At 65.2% G+C, this 19,934-nt stretch carries 13 protein-coding genes; 10 read left to right on the forward strand and 3 right to left on the reverse strand.

Annotation, left to right across the window (positions count from 1 at the left end):
- Positions 1–91 precede the first annotated feature (91 nt).
- Complete coding sequence (locus tag H0274_RS09620) at positions 92–1,789, forward strand: class I adenylate-forming enzyme family protein (protein ID WP_226795050.1); 1,698 nt, start codon at positions 92–94, stop codon at positions 1,787–1,789.
- Positions 1,786–4,551, forward strand: a complete 2,766-nt coding sequence (locus H0274_RS09625) for a [protein-PII] uridylyltransferase (RefSeq protein ID WP_226795053.1) — start codon at positions 1,786–1,788, stop codon at positions 4,549–4,551. The genes H0274_RS09620 and H0274_RS09625 overlap by 4 nt, the downstream gene beginning before the upstream one ends.
- A gap of 12 nt (positions 4,552–4,563) precedes the next feature.
- On the opposite strand, the gene H0274_RS09630 is transcribed toward H0274_RS09625, so the two are convergent.
- Complete coding sequence (locus H0274_RS09630; protein ID WP_226795056.1) at positions 4,564–5,226, reverse strand: YggS family pyridoxal phosphate-dependent enzyme; 663 nt, start codon at positions 5,224–5,226, stop codon at positions 4,564–4,566.
- A 20-nt stretch (positions 5,227–5,246) separates the two neighbouring features.
- Here H0274_RS09630 and H0274_RS09635 point away from each other — a divergent pair, with 20 nt between their 5' ends.
- From H0274_RS09635 to H0274_RS09665, 7 genes are all read left to right on the forward strand, one after another.
- Positions 5,247–5,780, forward strand: coding sequence for a thiamine phosphate synthase (locus H0274_RS09635; RefSeq protein WP_226795059.1), 534 nt, complete (start codon positions 5,247–5,249; stop codon positions 5,778–5,780).
- A gap of 104 nt (positions 5,781–5,884) precedes the next feature.
- On the forward strand, positions 5,885–8,233 hold the full coding sequence (locus H0274_RS09640) for a DNA translocase FtsK (protein ID WP_226795062.1): 2,349 nt from the start codon (positions 5,885–5,887) through the stop codon (positions 8,231–8,233).
- 1,041 nt (positions 8,234–9,274) lie between these two features.
- Positions 9,275–9,637 carry a helix-turn-helix domain-containing protein gene (locus H0274_RS09645; protein WP_226795065.1) on the forward strand — a complete coding sequence of 121 codons (363 nt, stop codon included), beginning with the start codon at positions 9,275–9,277 and terminating at the stop codon, positions 9,635–9,637.
- Complete coding sequence (locus H0274_RS09650) at positions 9,637–11,277, forward strand: SulP family inorganic anion transporter (protein ID WP_226795068.1); 1,641 nt, start codon at positions 9,637–9,639, stop codon at positions 11,275–11,277. Before H0274_RS09645 ends, H0274_RS09650 begins: the two co-directional genes overlap by 1 nt.
- Positions 11,278–11,514: 237 nt before the next feature.
- Entirely contained in the window at positions 11,515–12,129 is a 615-nt protein-coding gene (locus H0274_RS09655; RefSeq protein ID WP_226795070.1) for a hypothetical protein, read from the forward strand.
- A gap of 77 nt (positions 12,130–12,206) precedes the next feature.
- Positions 12,207–13,442, forward strand: a complete 1,236-nt coding sequence (locus H0274_RS09660; RefSeq protein ID WP_226795073.1) for an SGNH/GDSL hydrolase family protein — start codon at positions 12,207–12,209, stop codon at positions 13,440–13,442.
- A 99-nt stretch (positions 13,443–13,541) separates the two neighbouring features.
- A complete protein-coding gene (locus H0274_RS09665; RefSeq protein WP_226795076.1) occupies positions 13,542–15,329 on the forward strand; it encodes a sensor domain-containing diguanylate cyclase in 1,788 nt (595 codons plus the stop codon).
- A 68-nt stretch (positions 15,330–15,397) separates the two neighbouring features.
- Here the strand turns inward: H0274_RS09665 and H0274_RS09670 are convergent, their stop codons facing one another.
- Entirely contained in the window at positions 15,398–15,796 is a 399-nt protein-coding gene (locus H0274_RS09670) for an acyl-CoA thioesterase (RefSeq protein WP_413463474.1), read from the reverse strand.
- Positions 15,797–15,958: 162 nt separating this feature from the next.
- Positions 15,959–18,070, reverse strand: a complete 2,112-nt coding sequence (locus tag H0274_RS09675) for a S9 family peptidase (protein WP_226795081.1) — start codon at positions 18,068–18,070, stop codon at positions 15,959–15,961.
- Positions 18,071–18,114: 44 nt separating this feature from the next.
- On the opposite strand from H0274_RS09675, the gene H0274_RS09680 reads away from it, so the two are divergent.
- Entirely contained in the window at positions 18,115–19,929 is a 1,815-nt protein-coding gene (locus H0274_RS09680; protein ID WP_226795697.1) for an aminopeptidase P family protein, read from the forward strand.
- Positions 19,930–19,934: the final 5 nt, after the last annotated feature.

Consider the following 19,934-nt stretch of genomic DNA (forward strand, 5'->3'; position numbering starts at 1 on the left):
CGAAAGCCCGCGATTTGCCGAGCGTGCACAGGCGGCCAGTTACACCGGGGCGCGTGGAACGGGGGACCTGAACCCCCGATGAGAGGTGCCGATGCCGAGCGAAATGGATCGCAGCCTGAAGCAGCGCCTGGATGCAATCCTTGCACCGGGCGGACCGCTGGAACTCACCACGATCGAGCGTTTCGGCACGCAGCTGCCGCTCTTCCGCAATGCCCCGCCCAATCTTCCGGCCTATTTCGCGCATTATTGCGCGCAGCATGGCGAAACCACCTTTCTGGTGGATGGCGACATCCGGCTGAGTTTTGCCGAGACGCTGGCCGCCGCTCGCGCGCTGGCCGGGGCTCTGGTGGCGGGCCACGGGGTGCGCAAGGGGGACCGGGTGGGCATCGCGGCGCGCAATTCCGCCAATTGGGCCGCGGCCTATATGGCGGTGCTGCTGGCTGGCGGCTGCGCCACCTTGCTCAACGGCTTTTCCACCGGGGAGGAACTGGCCGACGCGATTGCTCTGGCCCAGTGCAACCTTGTGCTGGCCGATCCCCAGCGCGCCGCGCGGCTGGATGATCGCAAGCCGGGGGTGAAAGTGCTGGTCTTCACCCATGGTTCCCGTCCGGCGGAAGGCTTTGCAGCAATCATGGCGGAGGGCGGCGGCGCGGAAACGCCGCTGCCCACAATCGGCCCGGAGGATCACGCATCCGTTCTCTTCACATCCGGCTCCACCGGCAGATCGAAGGGCGCCCTTTCCGATCATCGCTCGGTCGTGCAGGCAACTCTGAATTTCGCGGCGCAATCGCTGATGGTCTATGGCCATATGACCAGCCGGGGGGAGGCTCCGCGCCATCCTTCCGCCTCGCTGGTGGCAGTGCCGCTGTTCCATGTGACCGGCGAAGTGCCCGTTTTCCTCCAGAGCTTCGCGCTGGGGCGGCGGCTGGTGATATTGCCCAAATGGGATGTGCTGGAGGCGATGCGCCTGATCGAGGCCGAGAAAGTGACCTATTTCGTGGGCGTGCCGCTGATGAGCATCGAACTGGCCACTCATCCCGAACGGGGCCGGTTCGATCTTTCGAGCTGCACCAATTTCGCTGCGGGCGGCGCACCGCGCCCGGCCGATCACGTCCAGCGCATCCGCGCCAGCCTGCCAGCGGGCTTCCCCATCATCGGTTATGGCCTGACCGAGACGAATGCCGTGGGCTGCGGCAATTTCAACGAGAATTACCTCACCAAGCCCGGCAGCACCGGCCCGGCCAGCCTGCCGCTGGTGGATCTGGCGATCTTCGGCCCCGATGGCGAAAAGCTGCCGCAGGGCGAGGTGGGCGAAGTGGCGATCCGCTCGATCTGCAATTTCACCGGCTATTGGAACGATCCGGAGGCGACCCGCGCCGCCTTGCGCGAGGATGGCTATTTCCTCACCGGGGACCTCGGCTATCTCGACGAGGACGGCTATTTGTTCGTCGTCGACCGCAAGAAGGACATCATAATCCGTGGGGGCGAGAACATTTCCTGCATCGAGGTGGAACAGGCGATCTACGCCCATCCCGATATTGCCGAATGTTCCGTTTTCGGCCTGCCGGACGAACGCTTCGGAGAGATTCCCGCGGCGGTCTGGCTCGCCAAGCCGGGTCATGGCCTGACCTGCGAGGACTTGCGGGAATTTCTGGCGGAGCACCTCGCCCCGTTCAAGATTCCCGCCCGCATGTGGCGTGCCGAAGGGCATCTTCCGCGCCTCGGCACCGCAAAAGTGGACAAGCGTGCGTTGCGCGAAAAATATCTCGCCCTAATTGAAGGCGAGTGAGCGCAATCAGAATCCCCAATCAACGCGCGGTGCTGGATCGCCGCAAGCTGGCAGCAGACATCGCGGAGGCTGTGGCGCAGGACGGCGGCACCAAATCGCGCAAACGCGTGGTGGAGCTGCTGCGCGGCGCCATGGCCGATGGGCGGGCGGAGCTGACAAGGCGACTGGCGGAGAAACCTTCCGCCGGGCACGAGATCACTACCGGCTTCGCCTTCCTGATGGATCAGATCATCCGGGTGATGCACGATCACGTCGTCACCGATCTCTATCCGGTCAATAATCGCAGCTCGGGCGAGCGGCTGAGCATCATGGCGGTGGGTGGCTATGGCCGGGCCGAAATGGCGCCGCATTCCGATATCGACATCGCCTTCCTGACGCCCGGCAAGCAGACCGCCTGGTGCGAACAGGTGATCGAGGCGCTGCTCTATCTGCTGTGGGATCTGGGGCTGAAAGTCGGCCATTCCAGCCGCTCGGTGGATGATATGGTGCGCATGGCGCGCGGCGATCTGACGATCCGCACCGCCATGCTGGAAGGCCGCTATCTGTGGGGCGATCAGGAACTGTACGAGGAAGCCAGCGCGCGTTTCTTCGCCGATGTTGTCGCCGGCACGGAGCGGCAATTCGTGACCGAGAAGCTGGCCGAGCGGAACGAGCGGCACAAGCGCCTGGGCAACAGCCGCTATGTCGTCGAACCCAATGTGAAGGAAGGCAAGGGCGGGCTGCGGGATCTGCAGACGCTCTACTGGATCGGCAAATATATCCACAAGGTGAAGAGCGCGGCCGAACTGGTGGAAGTGGGCCTGTTCACCCGCGCCGAATATCGCGCCTTCCGCCGGGCCGAGGGCTTCTTCCTGGCGGTCAGGTCACATCTGCACACCATCACCAATCGCGCGGAAGACCGGCTGACTTTCGACCTCCAGCGCGAAGTCGCCCGCCGGATGCAGTTTGCGGACCGTCCGGGCAAGAGCGCGGTGGAACGCTTCATGCAATATTACTTCCTGCAGGCGAAGCGGGTGGGCAGCCTTTCGGGCATCTTCCTGGCCCAGCTGGACGAGCAGTTCGCTCGCAAGACGCCGCGCGGGCTGCTGGCGGGCTTCCGCGCCCGTGCCCGCTCGGTGCGCGGCTACAAGGTGTTCGGCGGGCGCATCGCCGCGCAGGGGGATGACTGGTTCCGCGACGATCCGGTGCGGCTGATCGAGATATTCCAGATCGCGGAGGAGGAAGGGCTGGAAATCCACCCCGCCACCATGCGCATGGCCGCGCGCGATGCCACGCTGATCCGGGACGATGTGCGCAACGATCCGCGCGCCAATGCCCTGTTCCTGAAGACGCTGGCCGGGCGGCGCGATCCGGAAACGGTGCTGCGCTGGATGAACGAGGCGGGCGTCTTCGGCCGCTTCGTGCCGGATTTCGGCCGGGTCAATGCGCAGATGCAGTTCGACATGTATCACCATTACACGGTGGACGAGCACACGATCCGCGCCATCGGCCTGCTGGCCCGGATCGAACGGAGCGAATTGCGCACCGATCATCCGCTGGCCACAGAGCTGTTCCCGCAGATCCAGTCGCGCAATGCGCTGTATGTTTCGGTGCTGCTGCATGACATCGCCAAGGGCCGCGCGGGGGATCATTCGATCCTGGGCGCGGAAGTGGCGGAAAAGCTCTGCCCGCGCCTTGGGCTGAACGAGGATGAGACGGAACTGGTCGCCTGGCTGGTGCGCTGGCATCTGCTGATGAGCGCGACCGCCTTCAAGCGCGATCTTTCCGATCCCAAGGCCATCGCCGATTTCGTGACCGAGGTGCAGAGCCTGGAGCGGTTGCGCCTGCTCACCATGCTCACCATCGTGGATATCCGCGCGGTGGGCCCCGGCATCTGGAACAGCTGGAAACGCCAGCTGCTCACCCAGTTATACGCCGCCGCCGAAGAGGCGCTGCGGCTGGGCCATGTCAGCAGCGGCCGGAACGAGCGCGTCGCCCGCAAGCGCGAGGATGTGGCCGCCGAACTGGGTGCGCAGGCCCATGTGATGGAAGAACTGGACGACCGTTTCGACGATTCCTACTGGATCGCCGAACCGGCGGACATCATCGCCATGAATCTGCGGCAATATGCCGAGGCCAAGCAGCAGCAGCGGCGGCTTTCGATCCATTGCGAATATTACGCCGCGCGCGGGGCCACGCTGGTCACCGTGATTTCGGACGACCACCCCGGCCTGTTCTATCGCATCGCAGGGGCGATCAGCCTGGCGGGCGGCAACATCATCGATGCGCGCATCCACACCACTCGCGTAGGCAAGGCGGTGGACAATTTCCTGGTGCAGGATCCGCTGGGCCGCCCCTTCAGCGAGGATTCGCAGCTCGCCCGGCTGGCCACCGCAATCGAGGATTCACTGGCCAACCGCATCGAACTGGTGCCGCAGCTGGCCAAGCGCCCGCTGACCCATGCCCGCGCCGCCAGTTTCGAAGTGCGCCCGCGCGTGTTCATCGACAACAAGGCGTCAGGCCGCTTCACCGTGATCGAAGTAAATGCGCGCGACCGGCCGGCCCTGCTCAACCGCCTTGCCCGCTCGCTCTTCGAAAGCAGGCTGATGGTCTATTCGGCCCACATCACCAATTATGGCGAGCGCGCGGCCGATACGTTCTACGTCACCGATCTGCTGGGCGGAAAGATCACTTCTACCGACCGACTCGCCGCGATCGAGGAGGCCCTGCTCGCCGCGGCCAGCGACGATGCGCAGGCCATGGCGGAGAAGGTGGAGGCGTAAAGCGGGGGCCGCTTACCCCCGCGCTCCGAACAAGGCGCTGCCCACGCGCACATGAGTGGCGCCCAGCCTGATCGCGGTTTCGTAATCGCCGCTCATGCCCATGCTCAGCTTTTCCAGCCCGTTATCCGCCACCAGCTTGGCGAGGAAGGCGAAGAAGGGCGCAGGCTCGATATCGGCGGGCGGCACGCACATGAGGCCCGCCACCGGCAGGCCCGCCGCGCGCGCCTGTTCGAGCAGGGCGGGCAGATCGGCAATCGCGCAGCCGCCTTTCTGCTCTTCCTCGCCGATATTCACCTGGATGAAGCAGGGCAGCCTGCGCCCCGCCTTCTCCATCGCCCTGGCGAGGGCGGTAACGAGGCTGGGCCGGTCGACCGAATGGATGCAGTCGAACAGTTCCACGGCATCGTCAGCCTTGTTGGACTGGAGCTGGCCCACCAGATGCAGTTCAATGTCGGGGAAGCGATGCTTCAGCGCGGGCCATTTGCCTTGCGCTTCCTGCACGCGGTTTTCGCCGAACACGCGCTGGCCCTGCTCGATCAGCGGCAGGATCGTTTCGGCATCATGCGTCTTGCTGATGGCGATCAGGGTGATGTCTTCGGCTTTGCGCCCGGCGATGCTCGCAGCTTTGGCGATACCGGCACGGACGGTTTCCAGCGGAGTTGAAGCATGGTCCATGCCGCGCCTATAGCGCCCTGATGGTGACGCGCCAGACCCTGCCGCATCTGTGGCTGATCTCCGATGCCCGCAACGATGCCGGGCTGGAAGCGGCGCTTGGACGCCTGCCGCGCGGATCGGGCTTCATCTACCGCCATTATCATCTTGAACCGCCCGAGCGGATTGCCCGCTTCCGCCAGCTCGCCCGCATCGCGCGGGCACGCGGGATCGTGACGGTGCTGGCCGATTCCGCCCTCACCGCCACGGAATGGGGGGCAGGCGGCATTTACGGTGCGCCGCGTTCCCTGTGGCCCCGGCGGCGACATTTGCGGCTGGCGACCGTCCATTCGCTGAGCGAGATCGGCGCGGCCAATCTGCTCGGCGCCGATGGCCTGCTGCTCTCGCCCGCCTTCCCCACACGCTCCCACCCCGGCGGCAAGAGCCTCGGCCCCTTGCGCTTCCGCCTGCTGGCGCGCCATGCGAAAGCGCCGGTGATCGCGCTGGGCGGGATGGACCGGAGGAAGGCCAGGCGCCTCGGCTGGAAGCGCTGGGCCGCGATTGATGGATTGTCCTGAGCTTTCTCTCCTTTCTCGTCATCCCCGCGCGACCGGGCCCACCATTCTTGACCCGGAGTCCCGACTCTGCGATTCTCGCTTTTCGGAACCAAAGGGGAATATTCATGGCTAGCCGCCCGGCAGGGAAGGCACCGCAGGCCGATTGGCGCGCAGCATTCCGGCGCTCACTGCGCCGTGCGTTGCAGCTTTCGGGCGCGCTGGTGCTGCTGGCGGCGATGCTGTTCTATACGCTGTCGCTGGCCTCCTATCACCAGACCGATCCTTCCGCCTCCACCGCTGCGGGCGGCCCGCCGCTCAACTGGATGGGCAGCGCGGGGGCCTGGGCGGCGGAGCGGGGGCTGTTCCTGTTCGGCTTCGTCTCCGTCCTGTTCATTCCGCTGCTCTATGCCTTCGCTCGCAAGCTGTGGCGCGATGCGGATGAGGAAGAAGATACGCCGCACGGCATCCGCTGGTGGAGCGCGGTGGCGCTGCTGGTCTTCGCCATGGTGCTGCTTTCCACGGTGCTGTCGCTGACCTTCACTTCCGCCGGGGGCAGCCTTCCCGCCTCGCTGGGCGGCATTGCGGGCCTGTTCGGCAAGGCGGGGATCGAGGCGCTGGCGTCCCTGTTGCCGGAAGCGGCGCAGGGCTGGGCAATTCTGGGCATGGGCCTCGTCTGCCTGGTGGGCGGGGCCGTGCTGGTGGGCCGTGTCTTCGCGGTGGACTGGGCCGCGCTGCTGACCATTCCCGCTTCGCTGAAGCGCGCGCCTTCGCTGCCCAGCGCCGATTCTCTGCCCTTCGTGCCCAAGCGCGAAAAGCCCGAGAAAGCCCCTCGCGCAGAGCCGCGCCCCACGCCGGTGGCGGACAATCCCGACCGCAAGCCGCCCGAAATTGCCGATCCTTCCGCCCCGCCCAAGCCTGCGGCGATCAGCAGCCCGGGCAAGCGGCAGAAGGATCTGTTCGACGAATTCGAACTGCCCAGCCTGGACCTACTGGAAGACCCGCCGCCAAACAGCGCGCCCAAGGTCGACAAGCTGGCGCTGGAACGCAATGCGCGCCTGCTGGAAAACGTGCTCGACGATTTCAACGTGAAGGGCGAAATCACTGCCGTGCGCACCGGCCCGGTAGTGACGATGTACGAGCTGGAACCGGCCGCCGGCATCAAGGCCAGCCGCGTGATCGGCCTGGCCGAGGATATTGCCCGCAATATGAGCGCGATCAGCGCGCGCGTTTCCTCCATCCCCGGCAAGACGGTGATGGGCATCGAACTGCCCAATACCGATCGGCAGACCGTGGCGCTGAAGGAACTCGCCGCGTCCGAAGCCTTTGCCGGGCACAAGGGCATGCTGCCGATCATCCTGGGCAAGGATATTGCGGGCGAACCCATCGTGGCGGACCTTGCCTCCATGCCTCACCTGCTGGTGGCGGGCACCACCGGCTCGGGCAAGTCGGTGGGGCTCAACTGCATCCTGCTGTCGCTGCTCTATCGCTTCACGCCGCGCGAATTGCGCATGATCCTGATCGATCCCAAGGTGCTGGAGCTGAAAAGCTACGACGATATTCCGCACCTGCTGGCCCCCGTGGTGACCGAGCCGCACAAGTCGATCCGCGCGCTGAAATGGGCGGTTGAGGAGATGGAGCGGCGCTATCGCATGATGTCCTCCATCGGCGCGCGTAATTTGAACGGCTTCAACGAACGCGTCACTTCCGCCATCGCCAAGGGCAAGCCGCTGGGCCGCCGGGTGCAGATCGGCTTCGATCCCGATACGGGCGAGGAATTGTTCGAGGAAGAACAGCTCGATTACGAAACCCTGCCCATGATCGTGCTGATCGTGGACGAGCTGGCGGACCTCATGGTCACGGTCGGCAAGGAAATCGAAGTGCTGATCCAGCGGCTTTCGCAGAAGAGCCGCGCGGCGGGCATCCACCTGATCATGGCCACGCAGCGCCCTTCGGTGGACGTCATCACCGGCGTCATCAAGGCGAACCTGCCCACCCGCATCAGCTTCAACGTCACCAGCCGCATCGACAGCCGCACCATCCTGGGCGAACAGGGCGCGGAACAATTGCTGGGCAAGGGCGACATGCTGTTCAAGCCTTCCAGCGGCGCCCTGACCCGCGTCCACGGCCCCTTCGTGAGCGACGAGGAAGTGGAAGCCGTGGCCGAACATTGGCGCAAGCAGGGCAAGCCCGATTATATCGACGCCGTGACCGAGGAAACGGAAGACAGCGGCTTCGGCTTCGAGGACGACCTGACCGCCTCCGACAATCCGGAAGAGCGCAAATATCGCCAGGCCTGCCAGATCGTGATCGAGAACCAGAAGGCTTCCGGTTCGTGGCTGCAACGCCAGATGGGCGTGGGTTACAACACCGCCGCCAAATGGATCGAGCGCATGGAGGAAGACGGGCTGGTCGGCCCGGCCAACCATGTCGGCCGGCGCGAAATCTTCCGGGACCGGGACGGGAACCCGCTTTGATCTTGGCCGTCCGGGGCTGCGCAACCTCCCCAACCCTCGTCATTCCCGCCCTTCGACGCCGCAGGCGGCGTCGAAGGGCGGGAATGACGAGGTATAGAGGCAGGCGCTACACCCTCAGCGGCCTTTGCGCTCTTTGCGCGAACCCAGAATACTCACGCGGAGACGCGGAGGCGCGGAGGGAACGGGCCCAGCCGCACCCTCTCCGCGCCCCCGCGTCTCCGCGTGAAACCCTCTACATCTTCATCCAGCAGGGGATGCCCAGCGATCCCGGCGTTCGCATGGCGCAGACACACCGATCCCTCCGCTGGCGAATGCGGGCTGACGCCGGTGGTGAGACAACCGAACGGACGGGGCCGGGCCGGTGCTGTCAGGCGCCCGCTCTGGCGAGCGGTGCGTTTGCGCGTTGTTTGATATGCGAATGGCAGGCGAAGTATCGCGGCAAACTTGTCTGCTCGGCCCTGTGTGCATGGCGGGGAAGGCGTAGGGCTCGCAAGTAGGCCCTCCCTTGAGCGGAGATGTTCCTCTGGGGCGAAACATCATCCGGCCACGCATCTGTTGCGGGCGCTGGTCCAGCGGGCCGGACAGGGCGTTGACATCCACCCTGTCCATCTGGCCCGGCTCTGCAGACAGCGCCGACCCGGCGCGGGAGAGGAGCGAAGCGCTACCGCCCCCGCAACCCGTCACTGCTGGGCCATATAACCCAAATGGTTCGTAATGTCAAGGTGGAGTGCCAATGGTTCATCATTCGTCATCCCGGGCCTGACCCGGGATCCCGCTATTACTTCCAGAAAGCTGGACCCCGGAACTAGTCCGGGGTGACACTAGATGATGAGGCCTGCCTCCTCCGTCATCCCGGCGCACGCCGGGATCGCTGGCCGCCGGGCACCCAATTCACCGCGCGCCAAGCTCACAGCGATCCCGGGTCAAGCCCGGGATGACGCATAGAGTGTAAGGACAAAGGCTCATCCCCTCTGATAGACAAATCGGTTGTTCTGCTATACATGCACCCTATATTGATGTTTCAAGCATCAGGATGCATATATGATCACTGCCCAGCAGATTCGCGCCGCCCGCGCGCTCCTCGGGATCGACCAGAAGCAGCTGGCCGAACTGGCCGGCGTCTCCTTGCCCACCATCCAGCGGATGGAAGCGAGTGAGGGGCAGGTGCGCGGCACGGTGGATACGCTCGTCAAGGTGATCGGCGGGCTGGAAAAAGCCGGGATCGAGATCATCGGCGAACATTCGCCCAGCGCCGGGATCGGCCGGGGCGTTCGCCTGCGCGAGACCATGGCCGGGGCATCCTCGGGCGCGGATGCCTCGTTGCTGTATGATAAGCAGGCGCCGCAACCCGCTCCTGACCCAAGGAATCCTCCCGCCCCCACGGGCAAGCCAAGGCACGAATGATGGCACTTCCCCCGGCATTCACCCCCAAACTGATCACCGCCTTCCGCGAAGGCTACACCGCCGCACGCCTGCGGGCAGACGCCATGGCGGGGCTCACCGTCGCCATCGTCGCCCTGCCTTTGTCCATGGCGCTGGCCATCGCCAGCGGGGCATCGCCCGACAAGGGGCTGGTGACGGCCGTGGTCGCGGGCTTCTTCATCTCAATCCTGGGCGGATCGCGCGTGCAGGTGGGCGGGCCGACCGGGGCCTTCGTGGTGGTGATCGCAGGCGTGATCGCGCAGCATGGTTATTCCGGGCTGGTGCTGGCGACCATTTTGGCGGGCATCATCCTGATCGTGGCCGGCTATGCCCGGCTGGGCCAGCTGATGCGCTTCGTGCCCATGCCGGTGGTGACGGGCTTTACCGCGGGGATCGCGGTGATCATCGCCTCCAGCCAGATCGGGGATTTCCTTGGCTTGCAGGCAGGCGAGGTGCCGGCCGAATTCCTCGGCAAATGGGAAGCCTACCTTTCCGCCATCGGCACTACCAACTGGTTTGCCCTTGCGGTGGGCGCGGGATCGCTGGCGGTGATCCTGCTGCTCAAGCGGATCAATCCCAAGCTGCCGGGATATCTGATCGCCATCGCAGTGGCTTCGCTGGCGGTGCTGCTGTTCGGCCTGCCGGTGGAGACAGTGGGCGCGCGCTTCCCCGACATGCCCACCAGCCTGCCTATGCCGGAAATGCCGAGCTTTACTCTGCCCATGCTGCGCGACGTGCTGCCTTCGGCTTTCACCATCGCCTTCCTTGCCGGGATCGAGGCGCTGCTTTCGGCCGTTGTGGCTGACGGGATGACCGGATACAAGCACCGCCCCAATCAGGAACTGGTGGGGCAGGGCGTGGCCAATCTCGCCTCCGCCCTGTTCGGCGGATTGCCCGCCACCGGGGCCATCGCGCGCACCGCCACCAATATCCGCGCGGGCGCGCAGACGCCCATGGCGGGGATTTTCCATTCCTTCGCCCTGCTGGTGGTGCTGCTGGTGGCCGGCGGGCTGGTGGCCTATGTGCCGATGCCCGCGCTGGCCGCCATCCTGCTGATCGTGGCCTGGGGCATGAGCGAGGTGGAACGCTTCCGCATGCTGCTGCGCATGGATGTGGGGGAGCGCACCCTGCTGCTGCTCACTTTCGGCCTGACCGTGCTGGTGGATTTGACCGTGGCGATCGGCGTGGGCGTGACGCTCGCCTCGCTGCTGTTCATGGCGCGCATGGCCAATGCCACCGGCGTTCTGGCCGAAGACCAGAGCGTGGAAGACCCGAGCCAGCGCGCCGCCTTGCCGCAGGGCGTGGAAGTGTTCCGCATCGCCGGGCCGATGTTCTTCGGCGTGGCGGGGGACATGCTCGATACGCTGACCCGCATCGGCCAGGTGCCGCGTGCGGTGATCCTGCGGCTGGACCGGGCGCCCTATATGGATTCCTCCGGCCTTTCCGTGCTCGAAACCTTCGTGCGCCAGGCGAAGGAGCGGGGGACGCGGGTGATCCTGTGCGACATGCGCCCGCAAGTGTGGGAAACGCTGGCCAAGGCCGAGCCGCGCTTTGCCGGGGCGGAACGGGTAAAATCGCTGGAAGCCGCGATTGCCCGGATCGAGCGCGCCGCCGCCGACTGAGGCCTCCATCGTCATCCCGGCGCCTGCTGGAAGTGCTTTGGCCGGGATCGCTGGCCGGGATCGCTCTGGCCCGAATCCCTGGCCGGGGCGCGCCGGCCTCCAGCGGTCCCGGGTCAGGTGCGGGGACGACGCCTCTGGCCGCGCTTGCGCTGCCGTCACACCGTTTCTGCGCCTCGCTCCTAGCGGGCAGGCGGCCATGCGTGGCACAAGCTGACGCAAACAGATCGGAGAGAGGCCATGGCCAGCAAATACGAACAGGAAGTCTATGACTGCATGAACCCCACGCTCGAGCTGATCGAGCGGACGGACAACCCGCTGCACCGCGCGATCCTGCTCAATTACTGCCGCCACGTGCATCTGGAGGGCGCGGCGATGTTCAAGGAAATCACCGCTGACGACATGATGGCGGACGATCCGGTCTATCACGTCTGCTGGGGCGACAATCCCGTGCAGGTCCACGGCAAGCAGGGCGTCTATGATTTCTATTCGGCCATCGGCGACATCGTGCTGTGGAACAGCGGCGACAAGGTGGCCGTGGCCGATTGGGGCATTGCAGACGAAATGTGGTTCCACCAGATGTCCACCGGCGCGGAACTGGCCAAGATCGGCATCAAGGCGGACAAGGAGGACGGGCTCTATCTCGTCTCCAGCCGGCAGGCCTTCATCTGGCCCTATAATGAGCGGGCGCTGCTGACGGGCGAGCATCTCTATGAGGACAAGTCCACCCTCACCATCGAGGAGATCGACCCGGCGGAATATATGACGCCCGAGCGCGTACGCGAGATTCACCGCGAATGCCTGGTGGATCTGGAAGCACGCTTCGGCCCGGATTACTGGGTCTATCGCGGCTGAGCGAAAAGGCAGCTTGCGCATTCCCCCCGCTCCAATCCATGATGTGGAAAATCCGCATGAGTGGAAGGAGTTGGGGGATGCGTTTTACCGGATTGAACGGCGTGGGCCTGGCCGCCGCCGCATTGTGCCTTGCCGCCGCCGCGCCGGCTCAGGCCGAATGGGTGGCCAGCTGGGCGGCAGCCCCGCACGCGCCGCTCGGCACCGAAGGGCCCTTTGCCGCCGCATCCTATGACAATGTCACGCTGAGCCAGATCCTGCGGCTGAGCGAGGGCGGCAGCAGCGTGCGGCTGCGCTTCTCCAACCGCTATGGCCCGGCTCAGCTGGAAATCGGCGCGGCGCGGATCGTGCGGATCGACGATGCGGGCAAGGAAGTGCCCGGCACATCGCGCATGCTCACTTTCGGCGGCGAAGCTGGCGCGGTAATCCCGCGCGGCGCGCCTTTCGCCAGCGACGCGGTGCAACTGGACCTGCCCGATCTGGCGCGGGTGAAAGTGGAATTCTACCTGCCCAAGCCGACCGGCCCCTGCACCTGCCACCTTACCGGGATGGACGAGCTGGCCGTTTCCCCGCCGGGCAATCACGTCGGCAAGCCGTTCGAGCCTGCCTCCAAGGCCCAGTTCCGCGCCTTTCTGAGCGCGGTGGAAGTGGATTCCCCCGATGCGCTGGGCACCATCGTGGCCTTTGGCGATTCGATTACCGACGGGGTGGGCTCCACTCCGGGGGCCAATCGCCGCTGGCCTGATATTCTGGCCCATCGCCTTCAGGAAGCGGGCAAGGACTGGGCCGTGGCCAATGCGGCGATCAGCGGCAATCGCATCCTCAGCCCCGGTATGGGCGAGGCGGCGCTGGCCCGGTTCGACGAGGATGTGCTGAGCCTGCCCAATGTGAAATATCTGATCCTGTTCGAAGGGGTGAACGACATCGGCAACCGCTTCGGCAATCGCGGCGGGCCGCAGTTGCCGGGGCTGGACCAGCCGCAGATCACGGTGGAGCAGATGATCGCGGGCTACATGCAGATCATCGAGCGGGCCCATCAGAAGGGCATCAAGGTGATCGGATCGCCCATCGGCCCCTACAAGGGCGCGAGCTACTGGACCGAAGAGGGCGAGGCCGCGCGCGAGAAGATCAATCAGTGGATTCTCACCAGCGGGGCCTTCGATGGACTCGTGCGGTTCGACACTGCCTTTGCCGATCCGGCCGATCCGCAGAAAATGCGCGACGGCTATCATATGGGTGACCATCTGCATGGCAGCGATGCCGGGCTGAAAGCCGTGGGCGAGTCCATCGATCTGAAATTGTTCGACAAATATTGAAGGATTGCGCCTGCGAAATTGAGTGCGCTCGGGCAGGGCGCGCTCCTTTCGCCGCATGCTTAGCTTGAGGTTAACTTCTAACGGATAGCGCGCGTTTTGATGGCGCCACGTTACATTACCCGGATGCTCGCATGGCTTGCGATGCTCGTGGCGCTAGCCTGCGCAGGGCCCGCTTTCGCGGACGAGGATCTGCCAGGCGCGATCCAGCCCACCTGCCACGCCTTCAGCCCGATCGACACGACCTATGCCGAACTGGCCGCCGATCCCGCGGCGTGGACCTGCAATTCCATCCATTGGAAAGATCCCCTGCCCGCTGGCTGGCTGCGTTTCGACGCAAGCGAATGGCGCGGCCAGGGCGTGCCGGTGATGCTGGTCACCCGCGTGACCAAGTTCGACCGGCTGAGCATCTTTGCCGTGCAGGCCGACGGCACCACGCAGGCGCTGGGCCTTTCCCCTGATGAGGTGACGCCGCGCGCGGGGCGCTCCGTCTTTTCCGCAAGGCTCCCCCCGATCGATGCCGATACGGTGGCATTAGTGGTGCGGGTGGAGCGGCCATGGAACGCGGCTGTGCTTTCCGATGCGCGGCTTTCCAGCGATCCGGCGGCGGGCGACTGGCCCATCGTCAAGCTGGTGATGTTCGGCATACTCGCCGGGATGCTGTTCGCCCCGCTGATCTTCGATCTCGCGCTCTATGCCGTGCTGCGCCAGCGCTTCGTGCTGTGGCATGCCGCTCTGGTGGTGGCGATGATGGGCTATGTGATCAGTTTCACCGGCCTGATCGTTCTGTTCGCCGATCTGAACGTCGTCACTCTCGCCAAGATCAACGGTTTTTCCCTGGCACTGATGGCGGCGCTGGCGGGGCTGTTCCTGGCGGACTTTCTGGAGGAACAGGCACTGTCTCCCTTCACGCGCAATGCCTTGCGCGTGGCCAGCCTGATCGTGCTGCTGGTGCCCGGCATCATCACGCTGCACCCGCCTTTCCTCGATTATCGCTCGCATCAGCTCTATTCGCTCGGCTTCCTGCCCGCGCTGGCGGTCTATATCTTCGCCATGATCGAGGCGCTGCGGCGCCGCAGCCGGTCGGTCAAATTCATCCTCGTGGCATGGTCCCCGATCCTGGTGCTGGGGGCGGAGCGGATCCTGCGTGGGCTGGGCTTTTACGGCGCGCCTTCGCTGATCGACGAATTGCTCTATGTCGCGCTGGTGGTCGAAGTGGTCATTTCGGCCATGGGTGTGGCAGACCGCATGATGTCATTCCGCGAACAGCGCGACAGCGCACGCACGCGGGCACAGGTGCTGGAAACGCTGGCCGAGCACGATCCGTTGACCGGCTTGCTGAACCGCCGTGCCATCGAACCGCGCTTTCGCGAATTGTGCGAGGAAGGCTTCGGCACTTATGCCTTGCTGGACCTCGATCACTTCAAGGCCATCAACGATCGCTATGGCCACGCCGTGGGGGACGAGGTGCTGCGCGCCGTCGCCCGGGGCCTCTCGCCGAACGAAGATACGCTGGTGATGCGGCTGGGGGGCGAGGAATTTCTGATTCTGCTGCGCGGCCCCAATGCGCGCGCCCGGGCTGAACAGCGGCGCCAGATGCTGCCGCGCCATATTGCCCAGGAAGTTCCGGGGCTGGACCGGCTGGTCACGGCCAGCATGGGGCTGGTGGAAGGCCCGCCCGCCGCAATGGCGGCCAGTTCCTTCAAGGATCTCTATTCGCGCGCCGACAAGCTGCTTTACGAAGCCAAGCAGGCGGGCCGCAACCGGACCATCGGGGAAAAGCTGACCCTGTTCAACACCCACGGCAAGGAACGCCGCGCAACCGAGCGGCGCAAGCAGGACAGGCGCAGCAGCCCGGCCGCGAGGCCCGCACGCAGCGAACGCGCCTGACGCGACTGACCCACTCGGCCCCCGACCCGGCCCGGTGCAGCCCGGTGCGGGCGGGGATCAGGCTGCGATCATTCTTCCATGAAGGGGCCGGAAATCTCCGGCGTGATGCGCTGGGGGCGGCCGGTGGCCTTGTCGATCATCGCCCAGATCGATCGCACCTGCACGATGGGCTTGCCCGCCGCATTGGTGAAATCCACGCAGCGCAGGAAGCGCGCGCCCTGCGGCGGATCGGGAATGAAAGTGCGCGCCGTCACTTCCTCCCCCTCCACGATATTGCCGCGATAATCGATCTCGTGCCGGGTCACGAACCAGACATAGCGCGCCTGATGCTCCGCCGGGGCGACCGCTTCCCAATGGGCCGTGGCGATGTCCTGCACCCATTGCAGCCACACCATATTGTTCACATGGCCGTTGAAATCGATGTGTTCCGGCCCGGCGGTGAAGGTGAGAGTGAAGGAGTTGCTCATTTGGGGTTCCCGAACCAGACGCCCGTTCGTCCTGAGCTTGTCGAAGCATGTCCTGAGCGGCTGCTGCAAGCAGACAGCCGAAGGGGATATGCGCGTTGGCCAGCATCAAGGCGGCCGTGGCGCGCATGTTTCGACAGGCTCAGCATGAGCGGATGAAGAACGCTATTCCGCCACCCCCAATTGCCACAGGATGAAGGCGAATTCCTCCGCCGTTTCCTTCAGGCTCTCGAACCGGCCGGACTTGCCGCCATGGCCAGCGCCCATATTGGTCTTGAGGATCAGCTCGTTGGAATCGGTCTTCAGCTCACGCAGCTTGGCCACCCATTTGGCCGGTTCCCAATAGGTCACGCGCGGATCGTTGAGGCCGGCCGTCACCATGATCGGCGGATAGGCCTGCGCCTTCACCTGATCGTAGGGCGAATAGCTGCGGATCAGCTCGAACGCGGCATGGTCCTCGATCGGGTTGCCCCATTCGGGCCATTCGCCCGGCGTCAGCGGCAGGGAGGCGTCGAGCATGGTCGCCAGCACGTCCACGAAGGGCACATGCGCCACCACCGCGCCCCACAGGCCGGGGTCCGAATTGACCACCGCGCCCATCAGTTCGCCGCCTGCCGACCCGCCGGAAATGCTGATCCGCCCTGCCTCGGTAAAGCCGTGGGCGATCAGGCCCTGCGCCACATCCACGAAATCGTTGAATGTGTTGGTCCGCCGTTCCAGCTTGCCCGCCTTGTACCAGGCGCGGCCCAGATCGTCCCCGCCGCGAATATGGGCGATGGCATAGGCAAAGCCGCGATCCACCAGGCTGAGCCGCGTGGTGGAGAAGCCCGGCTCGATCGAAATGCCATAGGCGCCATAGCCGTAAAGATGCAGCGGGCCGGGGCTCCCCGCATTCATTTGGACGCGATCCTTGCGATAGACCACGCTGACCGGGATCTTCGTGCCGTCGCGCGCGGCAATCTCCAGCCGCTCGGTCGCATAGAGCGTGGCATCGTAGCCGGAAGGGATTTCCTGCACCTTGAGCAGGTCCATGCTGCGATCCGCCACGGAATAATCATAGACCGAGCGCGGGCTGACCATGCTTTCATAGGAGAGGCGGAGCGTGTCCATCGCCCATTCGGGATTGTCGCCCAGCCCGGCGACATAGCTCGCTTCGGGGAAAGTGATCGGCTCGATCCGGGCGGGATCGTCGTAATAGCGCACCTGCACCTGATCGAGCCCGGCAAGGCGGCCTTCGATCACGTAGAAATCGCGGAACAGATCCACCCCGGTCAGGTAGAAATCGTCGGACCCTTCGATCAGAGTGGTCCAGTTGCCCGGATCGCTGAGCGGCGCGGTGGCGAGGCGGAAATTCTCATGCGTGTCGTTGGTGTGGATGAACAGCGTGCCGTCCCGCTCGTCCAGATCATATTCGACGCCCACCTGCCGGGCCTTCACCAGAATCGGCGTGGCCAGCGGATCGTCCGCCGGGATCAGCCGGGCCTCGCTGGTTTCATGGTCGCCTGCGGAAATGATCACCCATTTCTCGTTTGCCGACAGGCCGGAGCCGACGCGGAAGCCTTCATCATCCTCGTGATAAAGCTCCACATCCTGTTCCAGCGGCTGGCCCAGCCAGTGCAGGCGGACATTGTCGGTGCGCCACTGTTCGTTCGCCAGCGAATAGATCAGGCCCTTGTCGCCCGCGACCCATACCAGCGAGGAAAGCGTGCCGGGGATCGTGTCGGGCAGCAATTCGCCGGTCGCCAGATCCTTGATCCGCACGGTGAAGCGTTCGGACCCGTTATCGTCCACCGCATAGGCCAGCATCATGCCGTTCTGGCTGACCGACAATGCGCCGAGGCGGAAATATTCCAGATCGCCCGCCAGCGCGACTTCATCCAGAATCAGCTCGTCCGCGCTGCCATCGTCGGGCGCGCCCAGGGGGCGGCGCCACCACTTCTTGTATTCGGCCCCTTCCTCGAACTCGATCCAGTAGAGCCAGTTTCCATCCTTCTGCGGCACGGACTTGTCCGCTTCCTTGATGCGGGCGCGCATTTCGGTGAACAGGCGGTCGATCAGGGGCTGGTGCGGTTTCATCCGCGCTTCGAACCACGCATTCTCGGCCTCCAGATGGGCGAGCACCTCCTTGTCGGTCACTTCCGGATAGAGGGGATCGCGCAGCCATGCGTAATCGTCAGCCACGGTGACGCCGTGATGCGTGACGGATTGGGGCTTCTTTGCCGCGACGGGCGGGGCAAGGTTCGGGGCGGCAGTGGTTGCGGGTGTGGTATCGGCCATGATCCCGCCCTATGTTGGTGCGGAAAGGACCGCAAGCAATGCTGATGCAAACACATGAAGCCCGTCTCACCGCCCTGAGGAAGGAACTCGCCTCACGCGGGCTCGATGGCTTCGTGGTGCCGATCAGTGACGAACATATGAGCGAATATGTCGGCGCCTATGCCCAGAGGCTGGAATGGCTGACCGGCTTTGGCGGATCGGCGGGCACGGCGGTGGTCCTCAATGACAAGGCAGCGATCTTCGTCGATGGCCGCTACACCTTGCAGGTGCGCGATCAGGTGGATGGCGCCCATTGGGACTATCAGGGCGTGCCCGAAACCAGCCCCGCCAGATGGCTGGGCGAACATGCGCCGGACGGGGCCGTGATCGGCTATGATGCCTGGCTCCATTCCAAGGGCTGGGCCGAGGCCGTGGCCCGCGCGCTGGCGCCCAAGGGCGGCAGGCTCGTCGCGGTGGACAGCAATCCGGTGGATTCCGTGTGGCAGGACCGGCCCGAGCCCTCGCTCGCCCCCGCCCTCGTCCATGAAGATTCCTATTCCGGCAAGCCCAGCGCCGAAAAGCGCGCCGAGCTGGGCGAATGGCTCAAGACCTACGGCCTCGACGCAGCGGTGATCGCCGCGCTCGATTCCGTCGCCTGGCTGCTCAACATCCGCGGCACCGACGTGGAGCGCACGCCGGTGACTCTGTCCTATGTGGTCGCCCATGCGGACGGCACGGCCGACCTGTTCATCGCGCCCGAAAAGGTCACGCCCGAACTGGTCGCCCATCTGGGCAATGCGGTGCGCCTGCGCGACAAGACGGACTTCGTTTCCGCGCTGGAAGAACTGCACGGCAAGCGCGTGGCGGCCGATCCCACCAATTGCGTGGCGGGCATCTTTGCCGCGCTCGACAATGCCGGCGCGGTCGTGGTCGAGACGGGCGATCCCTGCGTGCTGCCCAAGGCGATCAAGAACCCCGTGGAGCTGGCCGGCCACCGCGCCGCTCAGGCCCGCGATGGCGCGGCGGTGACCCGCTTCCTCCACTGGCTGTCGGTGGAAGGGCCCAAGGGCACTGTCACCGAAATCTCGGCGGCGGAGGCACTGCACCAGTTCCGGCGCGAATGCGGCGATCTGCGTGACCTTTCCTTCGACACCATATCGGGCGCGGGGCCCAACGGGGCCATCGTCCATTACCGGGTGAGCGAGGAAACCAATCGCAGGCTGGAGCCGGGCAGCGTCTATCTGGTCGATTCGGGCGGGCAATATCCCGATGGCACCACCGACATTACCCGCACCGTCTGGATCGGCCCCGGCGAGGCCCCGGCAGAAGTGAAGGACCGCTTCACCCGCGTGCTGCGCGGCAATCTGGCGCTGGCTACTCAGACCTTCCCCACCGGAACCACTGGCAGCCAGCTCGACACTTTGGCGCGCCAGTTCCTGTGGAAGGTGGGGCTCGATTACGCCCATGGCACCGGCCACGGCGTGGGCAGCTTCCTGTCCGTGCATGAGGGCCCCCAGCGCATCGCAAAGCCGCCCAAATATTCAGGTGGGGGCGGGCAGGCAGGCGGCGAGCAGGAGCTGCTGGCCGGCATGATCCTTTCGGACGAGCCCGGCTATTACAAGACCGGCGAATACGGCATCCGCGTGGAAAATCTGGTGGTGGTGGAAGAACGCCACATCCACGGCGCGGAAGGGGCATGGCTGGGCTTCGACACGCTCACTCTGGTTCCCATCGACCGCAATCTGATCGATCTGGCGCAGCTGAGCCTTGAAGAGCGCGCATGGTGGAACGCCTATTGCGCGCGCATCATGGACGTCATCGCACCCCAGCTGGAAGGCGAAGTGCTCACCTGGCTGGAGGAACAATGCGCCCCGCTCTGACCGCT

Origin of the sequence: Fulverythrobacter ferritrahens (assembly GCF_020539485.1) — a bacterium.
GTDB lineage: Bacteria > Pseudomonadota > Alphaproteobacteria > Sphingomonadales > Sphingomonadaceae > Andeanibacterium > Andeanibacterium ferritrahens.